General features: G+C 42.3%; 22 protein-coding genes. 20 read left to right on the top strand and 2 right to left on the bottom strand.

Going from position 1 to position 20603, the window contains the following annotated elements:
* Window positions 1-19: 19 nt before the first annotated feature.
* The 18 genes from O3642_RS04145 (at window position 20) to O3642_RS04060 (ending at window position 16533) form a co-directional block, all read left to right on the top strand.
* Window positions 20-1063 carry a 2,3-butanediol dehydrogenase gene (locus tag O3642_RS04145; RefSeq protein ID WP_155126539.1) on the top strand — a complete coding sequence of 348 codons (1044 nt, stop codon included), beginning with the start codon at window positions 20-22 and terminating at the stop codon, window positions 1061-1063.
* Window positions 1064-1157: 94 nt separating this feature from the next.
* The gene (locus O3642_RS04140) at window positions 1158-2069 is read left to right on the top strand and encodes a DMT family transporter (RefSeq protein ID WP_371605459.1); all 912 of its coding nucleotides are present in this window, start codon (window positions 1158-1160) and stop codon (window positions 2067-2069) included.
* A 299-nt stretch (window positions 2070-2368) separates the two neighbouring features.
* Window positions 2369-3313 (top strand): DUF4352 domain-containing protein, encoded by a 945-nt coding sequence (locus O3642_RS04135; protein WP_371605458.1) that lies wholly within the window; start codon window positions 2369-2371, stop codon window positions 3311-3313.
* Window positions 3314-3459: 146 nt separating this feature from the next.
* Window positions 3460-4605, top strand: coding sequence for an amidohydrolase (locus O3642_RS04130; protein ID WP_003005295.1), 1146 nt, complete (start codon window positions 3460-3462; stop codon window positions 4603-4605).
* A 120-nt stretch (window positions 4606-4725) separates the two neighbouring features.
* Window positions 4726-5553: an amino acid ABC transporter substrate-binding protein gene (locus tag O3642_RS04125; RefSeq protein WP_118095487.1), complete on the top strand. Its 828-nt coding sequence runs from the start codon at window positions 4726-4728 to the stop codon at window positions 5551-5553.
* Window positions 5554-5577: 24 nt separating this feature from the next.
* Window positions 5578-6441 carry a MetQ/NlpA family ABC transporter substrate-binding protein gene (locus O3642_RS04120; RefSeq protein ID WP_151378699.1) on the top strand — a complete coding sequence of 288 codons (864 nt, stop codon included), beginning with the start codon at window positions 5578-5580 and terminating at the stop codon, window positions 6439-6441.
* A gap of 72 nt (window positions 6442-6513) precedes the next feature.
* Window positions 6514-7887, top strand: a complete 1374-nt coding sequence (locus tag O3642_RS04115; RefSeq protein ID WP_371605457.1) for a M20/M25/M40 family metallo-hydrolase — start codon at window positions 6514-6516, stop codon at window positions 7885-7887.
* Window positions 7880-8947: a methionine ABC transporter ATP-binding protein gene (locus O3642_RS04110; protein ID WP_037606946.1), complete on the top strand. Its 1068-nt coding sequence runs from the start codon at window positions 7880-7882 to the stop codon at window positions 8945-8947. Before O3642_RS04115 ends, O3642_RS04110 begins: the two co-directional genes overlap by 8 nt.
* Window positions 8944-9636: a methionine ABC transporter permease gene (locus O3642_RS04105; protein ID WP_003005708.1), complete on the top strand. Its 693-nt coding sequence runs from the start codon at window positions 8944-8946 to the stop codon at window positions 9634-9636. The genes O3642_RS04110 and O3642_RS04105 overlap by 4 nt, the downstream gene beginning before the upstream one ends.
* A gap of 12 nt (window positions 9637-9648) precedes the next feature.
* Window positions 9649-10236, top strand: coding sequence for an MptD family putative ECF transporter S component (locus tag O3642_RS04100; protein ID WP_320911224.1), 588 nt, complete (start codon window positions 9649-9651; stop codon window positions 10234-10236).
* A gap of 125 nt (window positions 10237-10361) precedes the next feature.
* Window positions 10362-10556, top strand: coding sequence for a helix-turn-helix transcriptional regulator (locus O3642_RS04095; RefSeq protein WP_003005328.1), 195 nt, complete (start codon window positions 10362-10364; stop codon window positions 10554-10556).
* A gap of 28 nt (window positions 10557-10584) precedes the next feature.
* Complete coding sequence (locus O3642_RS04090) at window positions 10585-11067, top strand: DUF6773 family protein (protein WP_320911225.1); 483 nt, start codon at window positions 10585-10587, stop codon at window positions 11065-11067.
* 10 nt (window positions 11068-11077) lie between these two features.
* Window positions 11078-11569, top strand: a complete 492-nt coding sequence (locus O3642_RS04085; protein WP_371605456.1) for a DUF6773 family protein — start codon at window positions 11078-11080, stop codon at window positions 11567-11569.
* 150 nt (window positions 11570-11719) lie between these two features.
* Window positions 11720-12703 carry a rhodanese-related sulfurtransferase gene (locus tag O3642_RS04080; RefSeq protein ID WP_342986414.1) on the top strand — a complete coding sequence of 328 codons (984 nt, stop codon included), beginning with the start codon at window positions 11720-11722 and terminating at the stop codon, window positions 12701-12703.
* A gap of 99 nt (window positions 12704-12802) precedes the next feature.
* The gene (locus tag O3642_RS04075) at window positions 12803-13708 is read left to right on the top strand and encodes a DUF4299 family protein (RefSeq protein WP_371605455.1); all 906 of its coding nucleotides are present in this window, start codon (window positions 12803-12805) and stop codon (window positions 13706-13708) included.
* 157 nt (window positions 13709-13865) lie between these two features.
* Window positions 13866-14639 carry a nucleoside phosphorylase gene (locus tag O3642_RS04070; protein WP_003005471.1) on the top strand — a complete coding sequence of 258 codons (774 nt, stop codon included), beginning with the start codon at window positions 13866-13868 and terminating at the stop codon, window positions 14637-14639.
* Window positions 14640-14794: 155 nt separating this feature from the next.
* Window positions 14795-15547 carry an SDR family oxidoreductase gene (locus tag O3642_RS04065; RefSeq protein ID WP_003005723.1) on the top strand — a complete coding sequence of 251 codons (753 nt, stop codon included), beginning with the start codon at window positions 14795-14797 and terminating at the stop codon, window positions 15545-15547.
* Between the two features lie 83 nt (window positions 15548-15630).
* Window positions 15631-16533 carry a carbohydrate kinase family protein gene (locus O3642_RS04060; protein WP_371605454.1) on the top strand — a complete coding sequence of 301 codons (903 nt, stop codon included), beginning with the start codon at window positions 15631-15633 and terminating at the stop codon, window positions 16531-16533.
* A gap of 215 nt (window positions 16534-16748) precedes the next feature.
* Here the strand turns inward: O3642_RS04060 and rsmG are convergent, their stop codons facing one another.
* On the bottom strand, window positions 16749-17462 hold the full coding sequence (gene rsmG, locus O3642_RS04055; protein ID WP_371605453.1) for a 16S rRNA (guanine(527)-N(7))-methyltransferase RsmG: 714 nt from the start codon (window positions 17460-17462) through the stop codon (window positions 16749-16751).
* 70 nt (window positions 17463-17532) lie between these two features.
* Between rsmG and O3642_RS04050 the strand changes: the two genes are divergently transcribed.
* Entirely contained in the window at window positions 17533-18093 is a 561-nt protein-coding gene (locus tag O3642_RS04050) for a LemA family protein (protein WP_233331231.1), read from the top strand.
* Window position 18094: 1 nt separating this feature from the next.
* Complete coding sequence (gene htpX / locus O3642_RS04045) at window positions 18095-18991, top strand: zinc metalloprotease HtpX (protein ID WP_342986409.1); 897 nt, start codon at window positions 18095-18097, stop codon at window positions 18989-18991.
* 300 nt (window positions 18992-19291) lie between these two features.
* Here htpX and O3642_RS04040 read toward each other — a convergent pair whose 3' ends face one another.
* Window positions 19292-20509, bottom strand: coding sequence for an MFS transporter (locus O3642_RS04040; RefSeq protein WP_342986408.1), 1218 nt, complete (start codon window positions 20507-20509; stop codon window positions 19292-19294).
* Window positions 20510-20603: the final 94 nt, after the last annotated feature.

Here is a 20603-nt window from a genome sequence, read left to right as displayed (position 1 = left end):
AAAACAAGGAGATCATCCTATGGCTACTATGAAAGCAGCTCGCTGGCATGCAGCAAAAGACGTTCGGATCGAAGAAGTGGAAGTACCTGAAGTACAACCACATCAAGTAAAAGTGGCAGTTAAGTTCACAGGGATCTGTGGTACGGACTTGCATGAATATTTGGATGGACCGATCTTCATTCCAACAGAAGAACATGTTTATTCTGGTCAAAAAGCACCGGTTACTTTGGGACATGAATTCTCTGGTGAGATTGTCGAAGTCGGAAGTGATGTCACTCGTGTCAAAGTTGGCGATCGTGTAACTATCGAACCAATTCTTGCAGAGCACAACTTAATTGGTGATTATAACCTCGATCCAAACTTGAACTTTGTCGGACTCGCTGCAGATGGTGGTTTTGCTAAATATTGTGTTCTTGATGGTGATCTTGTCCATGTGATTCCAGATAGCTTGAGCTATGAACAAGCCGCTCTTACAGAACCTGCTGCGGTTGCTGTGTATGCCGTTCGTCAATCTGCTTTGAAAACTGGAGATACAGCTGTTATCTTTGGTTTGGGACCAATTGGTCTTTTGATTGTTGAAGCCCTTCGTGCAGCAGGCGCATCAAAAATCTATGCAGTTGAATTGTCTCCTGAACGTCAAGCCAAAGCAGAAGAATTGGGAGCAATCGTTGTTCGCCCAGAAGAAGGAGAATCAGTCGTAGAAGCCATCCATCGTTTGACAGGTGGTGGAGCAGATGTTTCTTATGAAGTTACTGGAGTTCCAGTTGTTTTAGGCCAAGCCCTTGCAGCTGTTCATAAAGCTGGGGAATGTATGGTTGTATCTATCTGGGAACGTGAAGCCAGCATCAATCCAAATGAATTCGCTATTCAAGAAAAATCTCTCAAAGGAATTATTGCTTACCGTCATATCTTCCCTAAAGTCTTGGAATTGATGGAACAAGGTTACTTCTCAGCTGAGAAATTGGTTACCAAGAAAATTAAATTGGAAAATATCGTTGAAGAAGGATTTGTTGAATTAACACAAGATAAATCCCAAATCAAGATCTTGGTTCAACCTGAATAAGCTAATAATTTTATATGAAATAAAGCAAGGCTGAAACGTTTCGTTTCGGCCTTTTGTGATACAATAAAGTAAGAAATAGATTTAGGAGGGGACTATGTCAAAGACGATGAAAGGGACGCTCATGACCTTGATTGCCGGGATTGCTTGGGGCTTATCAGGAGCTTGCGGCCAGTACCTGATGGCTCATGGATATACAGCAATTGGTTTGACAACGATTCGCTTAATTATTTCGGGAGCAGTTCTTTTACTCCTAGCTTATTTATCGGATAAGAAAAAAGTAAAGGCCTTTCTAACAGACCGCTCGTCATACATCCCCTTGCTTTTATTTGCATTTTTGGGTTTGTTAATGACCCAATTGACTTATTTAGAAGCGATTGATGCGACTAATGCAGGTACTGCAACTGTTTTGCAATATCTCTGTCCTATTGGAGTTTTGGCCTATTCTTGTGTTAAGGACCGAGTAGCTCCGACAGTATCTGAAATCTTTTCGATGATCTTAGCCATTGCAGGGACCTTTCTCATTGCAACCCATGGTCAACTCAATCAATTGGCAATCACTCCTAAGGGGCTAGCTTGGGGACTTATTTCTGCCTTTGCCTATGCCCTCTACATCATTTTGCCTATTCAGTTAATTCAAAAATGGGGGAGTATGTTGGTGATTGGTATCGGTATGCTCATTCCAGGGCTTGTGATGATTCCCTTCACGGGAAGAAGACTTTTTCATGGCCAATATAGCATGGATAATCTAATGGGCTTAGTTGGCTTAGTGGTGATTGGGACCATATTTGCCTATACGGTCTTTTTGAAAGGGACAACTCTGATTGGACCGGTCAAAGGTAGCCTTCTTGCAGCTATTGAGCCTATTTCAGCTGTATTTTTTGCCTTTGCCATTATGAATGAGCATTTCTTTGCCATTGATTTTATAGGAATGGCTATGATCCTCTTTGCGGTCCTCTTGATTTCCCTTAAGGATCTCATGATTCAAAAAGAAAAAGGAATCTTGTAAAACCAAGATCAATTATTTTTCAGTTAAAAGGTTGAGACGAAAGTCTTGGCCTTTTTGTAATCCTCGCCTTTTGAGGGAAGAGTTATCACTATATAGCGTATACATAGCTAGAAAAAGATGTTAAAATAGAACAAAACTTTTTTAAGGAGATGAGGATGAAAAAGATTTTTAAATGGACCCTGTTTGCTGTGGCGACCTTGAGTTTAGTGGCTTGTGGTACTGGTGCTTAACAGACCAATTCGCAGCAAGCAAAGACAGAAAAAGCAGCGAAAAGCTCGGCATCTGACGGTCAAGTCGAGGTGAGTTTAAAAGGAGGACAATACATCAAACCACCTGTCCTCAATGACTCAGAAGACGGAACCTATTTAGCCCTTCAATTAGAATTTAAAAATGTTGCCAAAGAATCTATCAACGTGTCAGATTCAGATATCACCATTTACGATGCAGATAATAACAAGGTCAAATTGCAGTCAGGAATTTATGACCAAACGGAAGCCTTCCAATTGCTCAAGAGTGATCAGTTGGCCCAGGATAAAAAATTAACCGGCTATATCGTTTTCCCAGTCGAAAAAGGCAAAAAATACGAAGTGCAGTATGAACGAAAAATCTATAGCTCTGATAAAAAATCCAAGCCTTTAAAATTTGTGGTGGATTCTTCTCAATATGAGGACAAGGTGGAAGCTTCTACCCTTTTTGCAGATGAATACATCAATCAAGTTTACTTCAGTGGCCAACGAAAGGTCAAAAAGGATGACGCTTTTGTTTTGGGAACTGATTTGAAAAAGGAAGCCAGTGATTTCCGTGCGAAATTTGCGGCTGATTTTACTCGTCAATTGCATGATTACCAATTCCCTGAAGAAGAAGTGACCCAGTTTATCGATGCTTATGAAAAGGAAAATGCTAAGCGCGCGAAATTAACCTATAAGGTCAAACAATACTTCCCAGACAAGGTAGTCATTAGCTTGAATCCTGAGACAGTCAGCATGGAAAAGACGATCTTAAACCACATGCAGACCTTCTATCAAGAACATCGAAAAGACTATCCAGGTATTATCGAAGCGAATCAGGCTCAAAACAAAGCCTATAGAAAGGAAATGATGGCTTCTCTTGCAGATCGTCCCTTGACGACGCCGGATCGGTACGACTACCAGTTGACCTTTGTTAAGAAAGATGGCAAATGGGAAGTAGAAAAAGCCGATAATAGTGATAGCTTTATGGAAAAATTCGAGGGAAATCTTTCTTAATGCGGAAGTTGGCACTCCTAGGACATGAATCTAGGAGTGTTTTTTATGTATAGTTTGAAACTATATCAAAACCCAAGAAACAAGAATTAGACGGATACACCTATTAGTGATAAAATAATTTTAAGTTTGAAAGGAGATGAAGGCTTGTGGCTTTTTCTTATGAAGAGTTAGCAGAGATTCGCCACTATATCCACCAACACCCAGAACTGTCTGGTCAAGAATACCAGACAACCGCCTTTCTAAAAGAGCGTTTAGAAGAGTTGGGGATTCGTATTTTAGAGAGTGGATTAAAAACTGGTCTGATTGCAGAAATTGGGTCTGGCCAACCAGTGGTGGCACTTCGAGCAGATATCGATGCCCTTCCAATTTTGGAACAAACAAATCTGCCCTACCAAAGTCAGAATCCAGGAGTCATGCATGCTTGTGGTCATGATTTTCATCAAACCAGTCTTCTGGGAGCGGCAGCTCTTCTCAAGGAAAAAGAAGACCAGCTTGAAGGAACCGTACGCTTGATCTTTCAGCCAGCAGAAGAAATCTCAGAAGGTGCCTCTGATGTTTTGGCAACAGGACTGTTGGAGGATGTTCAAGGAATTATTGGTTTTCACAACATTCCCCAGCTAAAAGCAGGGCAACTTGCCTTGAATGCTGGAGCTATGATGGCAGGGGTTGAGAAATTCAAGGTTACCGTCACAGGGGTCAGTAGCCATGCTGCAAGACCAGACTTGGGAGTTGACACTGTAACGGCCGTCACAACCATGGTTCAGAACTTACAATTATTAATTTCACGGACCGTTTCTCCCTTTGAAACAGCTGTTTTGTCCATTACGCACCTGGATGTGGGCTCAACCTGGAATGTCCTCCCTAAATCAGGCTATTTTGAAGGAACCATTCGCTCCTTTAATCCGAGTGTGAAAAGAGACTTGAAGGCACATTTTATTTCCATCATTCGACACATTGCAGAAAGTTTGGAAGTAGATGTAGCTTTTGAGTGGGGTGTGACCCCTCCCGTTACCTTTAATGATGAAGAATTGACGCAAGTAGTTTGGGAAGCTTCACAAGGATTGGCTGAAGTGATTCCAGCAAATCCTTCTACAGCTGGAGAAGACTTCGCCTTTTACCAAGAGCGAATTCCTGGAGTCTTTGCCTTTATCGGTTCGAATGGAGAGCCGGATGCGCCAGACCTCCATCATGATCACATGACCATCGATGATGCAGCCTTTGAGGTATCGGTTCCCTATTATGTTGAAAATGCGCAAGCTTTATTGCGGTATTTTAAAGCCAAAGAAGTGTGATAAAGAAAAACTATCACCTCCATAAAAAATATATATTAGGCAAGCAAATGCTTTTTTGATAAAATAAAAAAATACTTTTAAAATAGCGTTTTATGTGCCTGAAACGAATAAGGAGATCCTATGAATCTAAAAAAAGTGATTAAGTATTCTGCTTTAGGATTAGTTGCAGTCCTTGCAACCAGTGCTTTAGTAGCATGTTCATCTGGTAAATCAGCCAGTGGTAAGAAAACCATTGAAGTTGGGACTGTTGGAACAACCAAACCATTCTCTTACGAAGAAAAAGACGGCAAGCTAACCGGTTATGAAATCGAAGTTTTGCGTGAAATCTTCAAAGGCTCAGACAAATATGAAGTAAACTTTAACAAAACAGAGTGGTCTTCCGTCTTTGCTGGCTTAGATAGTGACCGTTTCCAAATCGGTGCCAACAACATTAGTTACTCAAAAGAGCGGGAAGAAAAATACCTCTATCCAAATCCATATGCTCGCAATCCATTAGTGTTGGTCGTACCAAAAGATTCTTCTATTAAATCGTTGGATGACATTGGTGGCAAGAAAACAGAAGTTGTTCAAGGAACATCTACTGCTAAACAATTAGAAGATTTCAATAAAAAACATTCAGATAATCCAACTGACTTGCAATACACAGATGGAACCATTCAAACCATCATGGCTAATTTAGCGGATGGTCGTACAGATTACAAGATCTTCGAACGGATCTCAGTAGATACTATCATTCGTGATCAAGGCTATGACAACTTGAAGGTTATCGAGCTTCCAAGCGACCAACAACCTTATGTGTATCCAATTATTGCAAAAGAAGATAAAGACCTTCAAAAATTTGTCAACAAACGTATCAAGGAACTCTATGACAATGGAACCCTTGAAAAACTGTCTAAAAAATACTTTGGTGGAGTTTATCTACCAGAAGCAAAAGATATTAAAGAATAATATATAATTAAAGGAGACTTCAAAATGAAATTGAAAAAAATTCTTGGTTTAACAGCTCTTGCAGCTATTGCAACATTTGCTCTTGCAGCATGTGGTTCTTCAAAATCATCTAGCAAAGATGGTGAAACAACTGTAAAAGTGGGTGTTATGACTTTGAGCGACACTGAAAAAGCTCGTTGGGATCAAGTTCAAAAGAACTTGGATGACGCGAAAACAGGAATCAAATTGGAATTCACTCAATTTACAGACTACTCACAACCAAACGTGGCTGTAAAAGATGGTAGCGTGGATATCAATGCTTTCCAACACTACAACTTCCTTGATAACTGGAACTCTAAAAACGACAAGGCCCTTGTTGCAGTAGCAGATACCTACATCGCTCCAATCCGTCTTTACTCTGGTACAGAAAACGGTAAAAACAAATACACTTCAATTAAAGAAATTCCTAAAGGTGGAACAATCGCTGTACCAAATGACCCAACAAATGAAAGCCGTGCCTTGTATGTCTTGCAATCAGCAGGTTTGATTAAATTGGATACCAAAGATGGTCAATTGGCAAACGTGTCAAATATCAAAGAAAATCCAAAAGATTTGAAGATTTCTGAATTGGATGCTTCACAAACACCATCTGCTCTTCCATCAGTAGATGCTGCAGTCATCAACAATACCTTCGTTCGTGAAGCAGGCGTTGATTTCAAAAAAGCTATCTATGTTGAAAAGAAAGACAACAACTCAAAACAATGGTACAACGTGATCGCTGCTAAGAAAGATTGGGAAAAATCTGATAAAGCAAAAGCAATCAAAGAAATCATCAAAGCCTATCATAAAGACAATGTGAAGAAAGTGATCGAAGAATCTTCAGAAGGAATGGACCAACCAGTCTTCTAAGATTCGATCTCAAGTGTATGAAGGAGGTGGAGAAGCAATTCTCTACCTCTTATCGTGTATTAGGAGGAATGCATGCCTTTTGCAACAGAAGCGGAACAAATCCGTAAATTTGAAAATGATGAGGTCGCACAACATTATTTTGAAGTGTTGCGAACCTTGATTTCAAAAAAATCCATCTTTGCCCAACAAGTTGGTCTCAAGGAAGTAGCCAACTATTTGGGGGAAATTTTTACAGCTGCAGGAGCCAAAGTCGAAGTTGATGATAGCTATACAGCACCTTTTGTGATTGCCAAATTTTTCTCGCCAAATCCTGAAGCTAAAACCATCATTTTTTATAACCACTATGATACGGTACCAGCTGATGGAGACCAACCTTGGACGGGAGACCCTTTTACCTTATCAGTTCATTATGGGACCATGTACGGTCGAGGGGTTGATGATGACAAGGGGCATATCACGGCTCGTCTCACAGCTCTTCGTAAATACATTCGTGAAAGTGGCGATTTGCCAGTCAATATCACTTTTATCATCGAAGGGGCAGAGGAGTCTGCATCGACTGACTTGGATAAATACTTGGCCAAACACAAGAAACACTTGCGTGGGGCAGACCTCTTAGTCTGGGAACAAGGTACCCGAAATAATCAGGGTCAGTTGGAAATTTCCGGTGGTAGCAAGGGGATCGTCACCTTTGATATGGTGGTGAAGAGTGCAGAAGTGGATATTCATTCCAGCTATGGCGGTGTGGTGGACTCTGCTTCTTGGTATTTGTTAAATGCCATCGCCAGTCTTCGTGACAAAGAAGGCCAAATCTTGGTGGATGGGATTTATGATCAGATCCAAGAACCCAATGAACGCGAGCTAGCTTTGATCGAGCAATATGCCAACAAAGGACCAGAAGATGTAGCGGAAACCTATGGTCTAACCCTCCCAATTTTGAAGGAAGACCGAAAAGAATTCCTGCGCCGTTTCTATTTTGAACCAGCCCTGAATATTGAAGGTTTTGGCTCTGGTTACCAAGGACAAGGTGTTAAAACGATTCTTCCGGCAGAGGCACGTGCCAAGATGGAGGTTCGTTTGGTTCCAGGTCTAGATCCCAAAGATGTCTTAGAAAAGATCCAGCAACAATTGAAGAAGAACGGTTATGATCAGGTCGAATTGGTCTATACTCTCGGTGAAAAAAGTTACCGAAGTGATATGAGTGCCCCATCTATTTTAAATGTCATTCGGTTGGCCAAAGATTTCTATAGAGAAGGAGTCTCGGTTCTTCCAACAACAGCGGGGACAGGGCCAATGAATACGGTCTTTGAGGCTTTGCAGGTACCGATGGCAGCCTTTGGAATTGGCAATGCCAATAGCCGTGATCATGGGGGCGACGAAAATGTGAAAATCGCCGATTATTACACCCATATTGAATTGATAAAGGAGTTAATAGCAAGTTATGAGTAAAGCAATGATTCAGCTGGACCACATTGATGTGACCTTCCAGCAAAAGAAACGTCAGATCCAAGCCGTCAAAGATGTGACCATTCATATTAATGAAGGTGATATCTATGGGATTGTAGGGTATTCTGGAGCCGGGAAATCGACCTTGGTTCGGGTGATCAATCTCTTGCAAGTGCCTAGCGCCGGAACCATTACTGTGGATGGAGATGTGATTTATCAAGATCAGGTGACCCTAAAACCGGCTGCCCTTCGGGAGAAACGTCGGGATATCGGAATGATTTTCCAACACTTTAATTTGATGGCTCAAATGACTGTCGCAGAAAATGTAGCCTTTGCTCTTAAACATTCTAAATTAAACAAAGAACAAAAGAATGAGAAAGTAGCGAAATTGTTGGAATTGGTTGGTCTATCTGACCGTGCAGAAAATTACCCTGCACAATTGTCTGGTGGTCAAAAGCAACGGGTAGCGATTGCGCGTGCCCTTGCCAACGATCCAAAAATTTTGATCTCAGATGAGTCAACTTCAGCCTTGGATCCAAAGACGACCAAACAAATTCTAGCTTTGTTGCAAGAATTGAACAAAAAACTTGGTTTAACCATTGTCTTGATCACGCATGAGATGCAAATTGTCAAAGATATTGCCAACCGGGTAGCTGTCATGCAAAATGGCGAACTGATTGAAGAAGGGTCTGTTTTAGATATCTTCTCGAATCCGAAAAATGCTTTGACGCAAGACTTTATTTCTGTTGCAACAGGAATCGATGAAGCCATGGTGAAAATCAACCAACAGGCTATTGTGAAGAATTTGCCAGATGATTCGATTTTAGCGCATCTCAAATATGCGGGTTCTGTGACAGATACAGCCATCATCAATGATATTTACAAACAGTACCAAGTTTCTGCCAACATTTTATTTGGGAACATCGAAATCCTTGATAACACGCCTGTTGGAGAATTGGTGGTCATCTTATCAGGTGAAAATCAAAATCTGGAAACGGCCAAAGCTGAGTTAGAAAATGCAGGAGTTTCCGTGACTATTGTAAAAGATGGGAGAAAAGCATGATCCAGTTAATTCAAACATATTTACCAAATGTCTATAAATTAGGGTGGTCTGGCCAGTATGGATGGGGAACCGCTATTTACTTGACTCTTTATATGACCGTTATTTCCTTCATTATTGGTGGATTTTTAGGTTTGGTGACAGGGCTTTTATTAGTCTTGACCCGTCCAGGTGGTGTCATCGAAAATAGAATTGTCTTCCATATTTTGGATAAGATTACTTCCTTGTTCCGCGCCATTCCTTTCATTATCTTGTTGGCCTTTATTAATCCTTTGACCTACTTGCTCTTGAAAAATACCATCGGTCCTACAGCAGCCCTTGTTCCGCTATCTTTGGCTGTCTTTCCATTCTTTGCCCGCCAAGTCCAAGTAGTCTTGTCCGAGTTGGATGGAGGCGTGATTGAAGCAGCACAAGCCAGTGGGGCAACCTTCTGGGATATTGTTGGAGTCTACCTACGTGAAGGGCTTCCTGATTTGATCCGTGTGACAACAGTGACCATCATTTCCTTGATTGGAGAAACCGCCATGGCGGGTGCCGTTGGAGCTGGAGGATTAGGAACCTTGGCCATCAACTACGGGAAAAACATGTTTAACAATGATGTCATCTTTGTGGCGACCCTATTGATCCTGATTCTGATCGTTCTGGTCCAATTTATCGGGGACTTCCTTTCGAAGAAAATTAGCCATCGTTAGGATCAGTATCCAATGAATAGAATAAATGTGAATCAAATAAAACAAGTTGGGGCCTTCGTCTTCCTCTATTTTCTTGCGATTGGACTGGGGGTCTTAGTTGGAAATCTGGTCGATCATCAAGGAAATATGTTTTATGCTCCTGCCTTTTCAGCCTTGTTTGGCGGGACTATCTACCGCTATTATCTAGAAAAAATAAAAGGAGTTGGATCTATCTTTATAGTTGGCTGCGTGATCGGATCCTTCTTCCTCTTTTCGCGTCACGGGGCAGGAGCCTTTTTTCCATCCTTGATCGCCGGAAGTTTTGCGGAAATGGTCGCCTCAAGTGGTCGTTTTCGCTCGAATTTACGAAATGCTTTGTCTTTTGTCATTTTTGCCTTTGCGACGACAGGGCCCATTCTTATGATGTGGTTCTATCCAGCCAGTTACCGCATGTCTTTACTGGATCGTGGCAAATCGATAGACTATGTCAATCGGGTGATGGTATCACCAGATCTAGCGACCATCACTTGGTTTATCTTCACGGTCTTACTAGGTGCTGGTATAGGATGGGGATTATCTAACATCCTACAGCCATTACTAATAAAAAGAAGAGGAAACTAAGAAAACCTGGGAAACCAGGCTTTTTTTGTTTTGTAAAAAATATTTTTTACAAAATGAAAGATATATATTGCAAAATAGAAAATATAGTGTATAATAGAGCTATAAAAACAAGAAAGGAAAATCATGTGGCGAAAAATCTCAAATTAAAAATGGCCCGGGTCGAGCATGATATGACCCAGGGGGATCTTGCAGATGCCATTGGAGTGACGCGCCAGACCATCGGTCTGATTGAGGCGGGAAAGTATAACCCAACCCTCAGTCTCTGCCTTGCCATCTGTAAGACCTTGGATAAGACGCTAGATCAACTGTTCTGGGAGTAACAGTTTTAATAATAGAAAGAGGAAACATATGAAACAAAAGAAAGAACCAATTGTAAAAGATGAACGGACCATGCTACTTGATGGAAAAATTGCAGGAGAACTTGTCCTTGGGACGACCTTTTTTATAGCCGTATCCGCCTTTGTGAAAGCAAGTATCCTGGACTTAGACCTAGTAGCCTATCTACCTGAGATGTTCCTTCTGGTTGCCATGGGGACTTATGCTCTGCTAAGAAGAATCAGTTCAGGGATTGATATCCGAGATATGTTAGAGAAAGATAGCTGGTTGAGTCGCCTTGGGTCAGGCCTATTCTTTGCTGTGCTTGTGACAGCTATGGATGTGATTGGAAAGCGAGAAGCAACGAGCTTTATACTCAGTCCCAAGTATCTGGTCAAAATTTTATTAGAAATTCTCGTCTTTGCGATCCTGACAGACCTGCTTGAAAAACCACTTGCTTTTATCAATCGGAAAAAACAAGAGAAGATAGAGGCAGAGTTAGAGGATGAAGAATAAGGAGAAAGCAATGAGATTACAATTGCTGAACAAACAAATCATAGATGAACGAGAAGAAGGCTTAGCTCATAAGGCTGGTGCTGAAACAGCTGGTTTTCTTTTCCTTGCCTTAACTGTTTTTAGTGTAGGATCCATTTTTACATCTAAGGTAGGGCTCAGTCCAATCATGGTGGTAGCCTTACTCATCGTCTCAGGATTGTATTATTCGGTTCGTTGTCAACGATTGGGTGTGAAATTTATCAGTTATAGTTATCTAAATGTGACGGGAATTGTAGCAGTAACCTCTATTCTCTCCTTGTTCATCTGGGCTCAAAATTTTCAATTAAACCAAGCTGTTTATCAGTCCAATCCTTTTCATTCAAAATTCTTACTAGTACTTCCTATTACCTTCTTACTGAATCTTCCAATTGTATGGGGAGTGAATACCCTTGTGATGCTTCTTGCAAAAGTTGAGAAAAAACGCTATGAAGCCTATCTAGATCAGTTGGGAAAGGAAGAGTAGGAAGTTGGAATCCTGGTTTCGTCGTATAAAAGTCTGGGAAACCAGGCTTTTATTTTTCAGTCAAATAAATTGCATTCGTTTTCTTGGGAGAGTATACTGGTATAGTTGAATGAAAAATTCTGATAATTTAATCTTAGAAAAGAGAATGACATGGCAAAACCTATTCGTGTATTACTTTACTATAAATATGTTCCAATCGAAAACGCAGAACAATTTGCGGCAGATCACTTGGCTTTCTGTAAATCAATCGGTCTTAAAGGTCGTATCCTAGTCGCTGACGAAGGGATCAACGGAACTGTTTCTGGTGACTACGAAACAACGCAAAAATACATGGACTACGTTCACAGCCTTCCAGGTATGGAAGACCTCTGGTTCAAGATTGATGAAGAAAGTGAGCAAGCCTTCAAGAAGATGTTTGTTCGCTACAAAAAGGAAATTGTTCACCTTGGTTTAGAGGATGATAACTTTGATAACGACATCAATCCTCTTGAAACAACAGGTGCTTACTTGTCACCAAAAGAATTCAAAGAAGCTCTTCTAGACGAAGATACAGTTGTCCTTGATACTCGTAACGACTACGAGTATGACCTAGGTCATTTCCGTGGTGCTATCCGCCCAGACATCCGCAATTTCCGCGAGTTGCCACAATGGGTTCGTGATAACAAGGAAAAATTCATGGATAAACGTGTCGTTGTTTACTGTACAGGTGGAGTCCGTTGTGAGAAATTCTCTGGTTGGATGGTTCGTGAAGGCTACAAAGATGTTGGCCAATTGCATGGAGGAATCGCCACTTACGGAAAAGACCCAGAAGTTCAAGGCGAGCTGTGGGATGGGAAAATGTACGTCTTTGATGAGCGTATTGCAGTCGATGTCAATCATGTCAATCCAACCATCGTCGGAAAAGATTGGTTTGATGGCACACCGTGCGAACGCTATGTAAACTGTGGAAATCCTTTCTGTAACCGTCGTATCTTGACATCAGAAGAGAACGAAGACAAGTATCTTCGCGGATGTTCGCATGAGTGCCGGGTTCATCCTCGCAATCGTTATGTCGAAGAACACAACTTGTCACAAGCAGAAGTTCGTGAGCGTTTAGCGGTTATCGGTGAGACGCTTGATGGAGCACCTGCATAATGGAAACAAACAGTCTGAAAGCTCAGACTGTTTTTATATGGAAATTGATTGAAAATTGTGCTATACTTTAGGTAAGCGATTTCACAAAGGAGAAAACAAATGAGTATCGTGTTTTCAATCAAAAATAAAAAGAGCTTATTTGGCTATCAGAAAGTACTCGCAGCACAGGAAGTTCTTAAATTAGTGGAAGGGTTGACAACCTACAACTATGATTCTGCCACCCTTCATCGTCCCTTAAATGATTTTGAAGGCTTGAACTGTATCGTATTTGGTAAGAGCGGTCTTCCTCTGCAGTTACGCTATTTTGATGAGGAAGAGTCTTATCAGATTCAGGTGCCCTCTTTTGCGATAGAAGAAGATTGGCAGTTGGCCCTGCGATGGCTTAGTCGCCTCGCAGAAGTACTAGGAACGGAGATTGTGGCCAGCGACGGCGTGAGCTATACTCCAGATTCTATTTTCCATTTTGATTATGAAGTCGTTATCCTAGAAACGCTGGGTAATGTGACGAAAGAAAAAGATCTAAAAGAGTTTGAAGTACAAGGCTTCGCTCATCCAGTCTATTTGGATCGGGATACAGTGCAGGAAGTCTTGAACCATGTCCATCCACTAGAAGCTTACTCTGCCTTTATCAAGAAGATTCAATATAGTGCAGCTTATTTCAGTCAAGTCCGTTTTTATCAACAGGAGGAGACAGGAGCCTTTTTAGCCAGCTATAGCTTGACAGAAGATACGGATACGGTCTTGCCAAGCGTGCCACATGTTCCTGCAGAATATGTAGAAATTGTGGGCTTAGCGGGTATCAGTGATTGGCGAGTTCTATTGGTTGAGATCGATGGAGATCCGGATAAGCCAGAAAACTACCATCCAATTGGTTCTCTTGCACTGAAGAATCTACTGGCAGCGCTAGAGCCAGATGAATTCCAGTTGCTAGATGCTAGTCAAATTGAAATTAAAAAATTGTCCAAAGAACGGTTGCTAGAATTAGCGCAATTGGAAAACAAGTAACAATATCGAAGTGAACTGTCCCTCAGACATTTGATCCGAAAAATCTAACGTCTGGGAGCAGTTCTTTTTTTATGCTTCTTCCTTTGATCAAAAACCAATGACTAGGCTAATTGTGGTATAATAGGGGCCTAGAAGTAGAATGAAAGAGGTGCACGAAATGCTGTTAGAAGAATTTGATGCCAATCGACAGGCGATTATCAATCCACAAGACTTACACCAACCAATTGAAGGATTTCCTAAAGTAGTCATCTCTTGCTTTTCAAGAGTAACGTTTGCGCGCCTCCTTGAGAATTATGACCATGAGGTCATTGCAAGAACCTCCATGGCTAATTTTGAAGTCTTGGTCTATGGGATCACTATCGGAGATCAACAGATTGGTGCCTTTAATGCACCAGTTGGGGCTGCTTCTTGTGTGGGGATTATAGAGGACCTGATTCAATTTGGGATGGAAAAACTCGTTCTTTTTGGGACTTGTGGGGTTTTAGATCGAGATATCGAAGCAACATCCATCATCATTCCAACAGCTGCTCTTCGCGACGAGGGGACCAGTTACCACTATCTTCCAGCTAGTGATGAAGTGGAAGTAAACAAGAAAACCCTTCCTCTCTTCCAAGCCTTTCTGGAAAGCCACAAGGTTTCCTATCAGTCAGGAAAAGTGTGGACGACAGATGCACCCTACCGGGAAACCATCGACAAGATGAAGCGACGAAAGGAAGCGGGAGCCATCTGTGTGGATATGGAATGTTCGGCAGTGGCCGCCTTAGCAGCTTATAGGGGCTTTGAGCTCTGCCATTTCTTCTACGCAGCAGACCACCTCTCGGAAGAAAAATGGGATATCCGAACCTTATCTAGTCATGAGGATTTAGATAGCAAGGATCGAATCGCGGAGTTAGCCATCCAATTTGCGCTCTTTTGGGAAAAGGCAAACTAAATGAAAGAAGCAATGATTGAACTGAAGGATTTTTCCTTCCAATACAAGAAGTAATTTTGCAAGATAGGATTGTTTCATCTAGATTCTAAGTCGAGACAGAACCTGATGGTTCTTTCTCAATCAGGGACGTTTTTACAATCCATGGAGGTAATGACATGTCAGAAACGATTTTAGTAACAGGAGCTTCAGCTGGTTTTGGTCAAGCAATCTGCCGTCGCTTAGTAACAGATGGATACCGTGTGATCGGATCAGCTAGACGCATCGATAAATTACAGGCTCTTCACGAAGAGTTGGGAGAATCCTTTTATCCCCTGCAAATGGATGTGACGGATCTTTCTCAGGTAGATCATGCACTTGCCAGTTTGCCAAAAGCTTGGGAGAGAGTGGATGTTTTGGTCAATAATGCTGGCTTGGCCCTAGGCCTCGCCCCAGCTTATGAAGCAGAGGTCGCAGACTGGCTGACCATGATTCAGACCAATATTGTCGGCTTGACCTATCTGACAAGGAAAATCTTGCCCCAGATGGTGGAACGAAATGATGGCTATATTATCAATTTGGGCTCTACAGCAGGAACTGTACCTTATCCAGGGGCCAATGTTTACGGGGCATCCAAGGCTTTTGTCAAGCAATTCTCCCTCAATCTTCGGGCAGATCTAGCTGGTAAGAAAATTCGTGTCAGCAATATTGAACCCGGTCTTTGCGAAGGAACAGAGTTCTCTTCTGTTCGCTTTAAAGGGGATGAAAAACGGGTAGAAGCCCTCTATCGTGATGCCCATGCCATTCAGCCTGAAGACATTGCCAACACCGTAGCTTGGTTGATCCAACAGCCCAAGCATGTCAATGTCAATCGGATTGAAATCATGCCGGTTTCCCAAACCTTTGGTCCTCAACCCGTTTATCGTGATTAAAAAGAGAAGCAACCACTCCACAAGGGGTTGATTGTTTTTTATCTTTCCTCTGGTATAATAGAAGGCAAAGTAAGGAGAAAAAGATGACAGCTGCCTTAATTATTGGTTCTACAGTTTGTGATGTGATGATTTACTTGGATCGTTTGCCGAGTCGTGAAGGAGATGCCCATATTGATCACCAGCAATGGTCTGTGGGAGGTTGTGCCTTTAATGTCGTTAATATCCTTCATTTTTTGTCGCAACCCTACCAGTTTGTCTCGCCAGTCGGTTCTGGGATGTATGGTGATTTTATTCGGAGAGAGCTGAAACAATTAGGGATTTCCTCTAGCATCTCATTAGAAGGGGCCAATGGTTGCTGTTACTGCTTTGTAGAGTCTGATGGTGAGCGGACCTTCTTATCGGACCACGGAGTGGAGTATAGCTTCCAAGCAGAGTGGCTAAAAGAGATCGAGACAGATCGATTTGATTACATCTACTTGTGTGGCCTTGAAGTCGAGGAGCCAACCGGTCTTGCATTGGTTCAGTCTGTTTCGCAACTACAAGGCCAGGTGATTTTCGCACCAGGGCCACGCGGACTCTTGATTCCAAAGTATCGACTGGAAGCAATTTATGATCTGCATCCAATTCTCCATGTTAATGAGGCTGAAGCACTGGCTTTTTCAGGGTGTAGAGAGATCCAGCCAGCCATCGAACACTTGTACCAGAGAACGGGACAATTAGTCATTGTCACCTTGGGTGAAAACGGAGCGGTTGCCTATGATGGCAACTGGTATGAGGCAGACGGTTTTCCAACAGAAGTCGTCGACACAGTAGGTGCTGGAGATAGCCATGTGGGAGCTTTCATATCCGCTCGTTTAGAAGGTTTAGATATGACGCAAGCCTTAAGATTTGCCAACAAAGTCTCTAGTCAGATTGTTGCGAGTAAGGGCGTTCATCTGACAAAAGAGCAACAAGAAGCCCTACGAACAGAATTGAAACAAAAATAAAAAAGAGAGTGGGACAGAAATCGGTAATTCGTTAGAATTCGATTTCGTCGTCCCACCTCCGCACAGTTGAGTAGGGCTGTAAAAGCTGATGAAATCAGCGTAGTAGAGCCCACTCAACCACTGCGTCTTGCTTGACAATCCAAAAATAATTGAGAGGCTAGGACTTTTGTCCCAGCCTCTTATTTGACTTTATCCGCTTAGCCCTTTGTATCTTACTACAATGGGCGCTTATTTGGCATGCCTGCTTTTCTTGGGTATTTATTGGGGGTTTCTTTTTTCTTTTCGACAACAGTGATATAGCGTGGATCCCCATTTGGCAATTCATATTGTAGATTGTCTTCAACCTTGCTAAAGAGCAGATTGAGGGCATTTTTGGCTTCTTCCAACTCTTCTGGAGCATTGCTGGCCTTGAGAGCGAGTAGCCGTCCTCCTACTTTCAGGTAAGGGATGGTCAGTTCAGAGAGGACCTGCATGCGGGCAACCGCGCGGGCAGTTACGATATCAAATTGGGCACGAAATGCCTTGTCTTGCGCAAAGTCCTCCGCACGTCCATGGTAGAAATGAACTCCGCTCAAACCTAACTCTTCAGCCAGCAAGTGAAGGAAATTGATCCGCTTATTAAGGGAATCAATGATAGTCACATCCAGCTCAGGGAAAAGAATCTTCATTGGCAGACTCGGAAAGCCGGCGCCAGCTCCGATATCCAAGAGACGGATGGGTTGGTTTTCGATCAAACCCTGTAAAATGGGTGCGATAGAATCATAAAAATGCTTGAGATAGACTTCGTCTTTTTCGGTGATGGCAGTAAGATTAATCTTTTCATTCCATTCAACGAGGAGCTCAAAATACCGTTCGTATTGCTCTTTTTGGCGATCAGTTAATGGGAAGCCGAGATCGGCTAAACGGGCATAAAATTCTTCTGGTTTCATGCTATTATTTTACCACAAAATAAGGGAAATTTGATATACTGGTAGAAAGAAATGAAAGGAATTCAATAAAATGATTTGGATTATTCTTGGGATCATTGTGGTCCTTGTGTTGATTGTAGTAGGAGTTTACAACGGTTTGGTGAAAAGCCGGATGCAAACTCGCGAAGCTTGGAGTCAAATTGATGTGCAATTGAAACGTCGGAATGACTTGATTCCAAACTTGATCGAAACCGTTAAAGGCTATGCCAAGTACGAAGGAGATACACTAGCAAAAGTAACTCAACTTCGCCAACAAGTGGCTCAAGCTACTTCACCGGCAGAAGCGATGGCAGCCAGTGATGCTCTTTCACGTCAAGTAGCAGGCATCTTTGCGGTTGCCGAAAACTACCCAGACTTGAAAGCTAACACTAACTTCATGCAATTGCAAGAAGAATTGACTAACACAGAAAATAAAATTTCTTATGCTCGTCAATTGTACAACAGTGTCACAAGCAACTACAATGTGAAATTGGAAACTTTCCCAACAAATGTGATTGCTGGAATGTTTGGCTTCAAACAAGCCGAATTCCTTCAAGTGCCTGAAGAAGAAAAAGCAGTACCAAAGGTGGACTTTAGCGGATTAGGAGACTAATATGCTCTTTGACCAAATTGCAAGCAATAAAAGGAGAACCTGGATTCTCCTTATTGCTTTTTTCATACTCTTGGCTCTCATCGGAGCAGCCGTTGGCTACCTCTGGTTAGGTTCCTCCCTTGGTGGCATCATCCTTGCTTTGATTATTGGTGGGATTTATGCTTTTAGCATGATTTTCCAATCAACCGAAGTTGTCATGCGGATGAACGGAGCGCGTGAGGTGACGGAAGAGCAAGCCCCTCAACTCTACCATATTGTACAAGATATGGCTATGGTAGCTCAGATCCCCATGCCTCGGGTCTATATTGTGGATGATCCTTCGATGAATGCATTTGCGACAGGGTCTAATCCTCAAAATGCAGCTGTTGCAGCGACAACAGGCCTTCTAGCTGTGATGAACCGTGAGGAATTGGAGGGAGTTATCGGACACGAAGTCAGCCACATTCGCAATTACGATATTCGCATCTCGACGATTGCAGTTGCCCTTGCCAGTGCCATTACGATGCTTTCTAGCATTGGTGGCCGGATGATGTGGTGGGGCGGTGGTCGTAACCGGGACGATGATCGAGAAGGTAGCAGTGGTTTAGAGATTGTTATGTTGATTCTTTCCCTGCTTACCATCGTTTTAGCGCCATTAGCAGCGACCTTGGTCCAGTTAGCCATTTCTCGTCAACGGGAGTTCCTAGCAGACGCTTCAAGTGTTGAATTGACGCGGAATCCTCAAGGGATGATCAATGCTCTGTTAAAGCTAGACAATAGCGAACCAATGCAACGACATGTCGATGATGCGAGCAGTGCTCTCTTTATCAACGATCCAAAAAAAGAATCCGGCTTTCAAAAGCTCTTTTATACCCACCCACCCATAGCTGAGCGGGTTGAAAGATTAAGAAACATGTAAAGTAAATCCATCATTAGCAGGATTGAGAGTGTAGGAAAACTGTTTTTCTTTATAAATCTAATAAATTCTATACAAATAAAAGAAATTTATTCTTTAGAATTATTAACTCATCTATTGAAACTTTCCGCCGTGAGAAAAGTGCCTGAAGCTATTTAGTTTCAGGCACTCGGAATTATTGAGACCTTAGGCTCAATAATTAGTCATGGAACTTCTTCGAAGTTCGCTGACGTCCGTCCTCACCTAAGGAAAGTTTTTAAGATGACTTTGTCCTCAATCTCAATCCACCAAACGGTGGTTTTTTTATTTGGTTGTTAAGAGGAGGGTAGTGAAACCAAGGATGGCAAAGATTCCCCACGCTAGGGGAAGGCTCCAGATAGCTAGACTAGAAAAGAGAACTGTCCCAAGTGGCATAGCAAAGCTGACCATCAATCCCAAAAAGCTAGAGGTAGAAGCTAATTTTTCAGCGGGTAATTTGCTCATTAAAAGACTGGAAACTTTTGGGTTAATTTTTGCTACAAGATAACCAAGGAAAGTGATGAGTAGAAGAGAAAGAATGTCCCAGTGTACCAGAATATTTGTGAGCCCAAGCATGGTCAGCCCACCTGTGATCCACAGGAGGGTATAGTGGAGCGATTGCTTGGAAAAATAATCGTGGGGTGTCAGGCTAGCCCAGACCATGCTTAAAATAGTCACTGCCTCTAAGATCAAGAGGGATTGGCTAAAGCTCAACTGAAAGAAGGGGGAGTGAAGCAGTTGCAAATTGTAGATACCAGAGATGGATCCTCCTAGGGCATTGATGAGAACCAATGAGAAGAGCAACTTGCCAAAGTGGTGGACATCCTCATCTGCAAAAATACTTTTGGCGTTCTGGTACATCTCTTGGCATTCGTGTACCAAAGAATTCTTACTTTTGGGCTCAATGACGGGATCATGTATCAGCTGCTTTTTTCTCATCAGGAGACAAGTGGAAGACAGGAGAAAAGCCAGCGCATTGATTGAAGCGACCAGAGCAAAATGTTGATGGCTGATGGCTAGCAGCCAAACCCCTAGGGCTTGTCCAGAAATCGAGCAGACCATACTAAGTAGTTGGTTGAAGGAATAGGCCTCCATCAAATCCTCGTCGGGGATGTTCTTTTTCATGATAGGGAGTTGCAAGCCTCCGCGATAATCACTCAAACAATCTGAAACAATGTTTAAGAAGCAAACAATCGAAAAGGCTAGGTAACCCGGAATCTTGGTCATGAGAGCAATAAGGATGAAGAGGATGGCTTGAAGATAGCCAATGCGGATCAACCAGTTAGCTTTTTTCTTCGTGCGGTCAGCCTTCATCCCGACAAAAATGGTAAAGAGGCTAGGAATAAATACAATGAGATTGGCAATGCCAACTGCTAAGCTCGGTTGTGGCATACTGGCAGCAAAGACCACAAAGACCAGATTGTAGATGGCAGCGCCAAGGGTATTCAAAAAGCGAGAAAGACTAAGTATGGCAAAAATTTTATTACGAGCTAAGAGTTTCATGAGCCTTCCTCCTTCGCGTGATTAGTTTGTAGGACTTGTTTGATGGATCGAAAGATCTGTTTGAAGAGGTCCAACTTCTCCTTTTCAGAGAGAA

This window comes from Streptococcus sp. 27098_8_66 (genome assembly GCF_041431945.1).
GTDB lineage: Bacteria > Bacillota > Bacilli > Lactobacillales > Streptococcaceae > Streptococcus > Streptococcus dentalis.
This window is presented reverse-complemented; position numbering and strand designations above follow the sequence as displayed.

Bases quoted from the DNA above. Each gene is read 5' to 3' on its own strand.
- O3642_RS04140 (WP_371605459.1), top strand. From the start codon at position 1,158: ATGTCAAAGACGATGAAAGGGACGCTCATGACCTTGATTGCCGGGATT.
- rsmG (WP_371605453.1), bottom strand. From the start codon at position 17,462: ATGAAACCAGAAGAATTTTATGCCCGTTTAGCCGATCTCGGCTTCCCA.
- O3642_RS04040 (WP_342986408.1), bottom strand. From the start codon at position 20,509: ATGAAACTCTTAGCTCGTAATAAAATTTTTGCCATACTTAGTCTTTCT.
- O3642_RS04075 (WP_371605455.1), top strand. From the start codon at position 12,803: ATGAGTATCGTGTTTTCAATCAAAAATAAAAAGAGCTTATTTGGCTAT.
- O3642_RS04090 (WP_320911225.1), top strand. From the start codon at position 10,585: ATGAAACAAAAGAAAGAACCAATTGTAAAAGATGAACGGACCATGCTA.
- O3642_RS04080 (WP_342986414.1), top strand. From the start codon at position 11,720: ATGGCAAAACCTATTCGTGTATTACTTTACTATAAATATGTTCCAATC.
- O3642_RS04105 (WP_003005708.1), top strand. From the start codon at position 8,944: ATGATCCAGTTAATTCAAACATATTTACCAAATGTCTATAAATTAGGG.
- O3642_RS04110 (WP_037606946.1), top strand. From the start codon at position 7,880: ATGAGTAAAGCAATGATTCAGCTGGACCACATTGATGTGACCTTCCAG.
- O3642_RS04100 (WP_320911224.1), top strand. From the start codon at position 9,649: ATGAATAGAATAAATGTGAATCAAATAAAACAAGTTGGGGCCTTCGTC.
- O3642_RS04070 (WP_003005471.1), top strand. From the start codon at position 13,866: ATGCTGTTAGAAGAATTTGATGCCAATCGACAGGCGATTATCAATCCA.
- O3642_RS04120 (WP_151378699.1), top strand. From the start codon at position 5,578: ATGAAATTGAAAAAAATTCTTGGTTTAACAGCTCTTGCAGCTATTGCA.
- O3642_RS04125 (WP_118095487.1), top strand. From the start codon at position 4,726: ATGAATCTAAAAAAAGTGATTAAGTATTCTGCTTTAGGATTAGTTGCA.
- O3642_RS04115 (WP_371605457.1), top strand. From the start codon at position 6,514: ATGCCTTTTGCAACAGAAGCGGAACAAATCCGTAAATTTGAAAATGAT.
- O3642_RS04060 (WP_371605454.1), top strand. From the start codon at position 15,631: ATGACAGCTGCCTTAATTATTGGTTCTACAGTTTGTGATGTGATGATT.
- O3642_RS04085 (WP_371605456.1), top strand. From the start codon at position 11,078: ATGAGATTACAATTGCTGAACAAACAAATCATAGATGAACGAGAAGAA.
- O3642_RS04065 (WP_003005723.1), top strand. From the start codon at position 14,795: ATGTCAGAAACGATTTTAGTAACAGGAGCTTCAGCTGGTTTTGGTCAA.
- htpX (WP_342986409.1), top strand. From the start codon at position 18,095: ATGCTCTTTGACCAAATTGCAAGCAATAAAAGGAGAACCTGGATTCTC.
- O3642_RS04050 (WP_233331231.1), top strand. From the start codon at position 17,533: ATGATTTGGATTATTCTTGGGATCATTGTGGTCCTTGTGTTGATTGTA.
- O3642_RS04145 (WP_155126539.1), top strand. From the start codon at position 20: ATGGCTACTATGAAAGCAGCTCGCTGGCATGCAGCAAAAGACGTTCGG.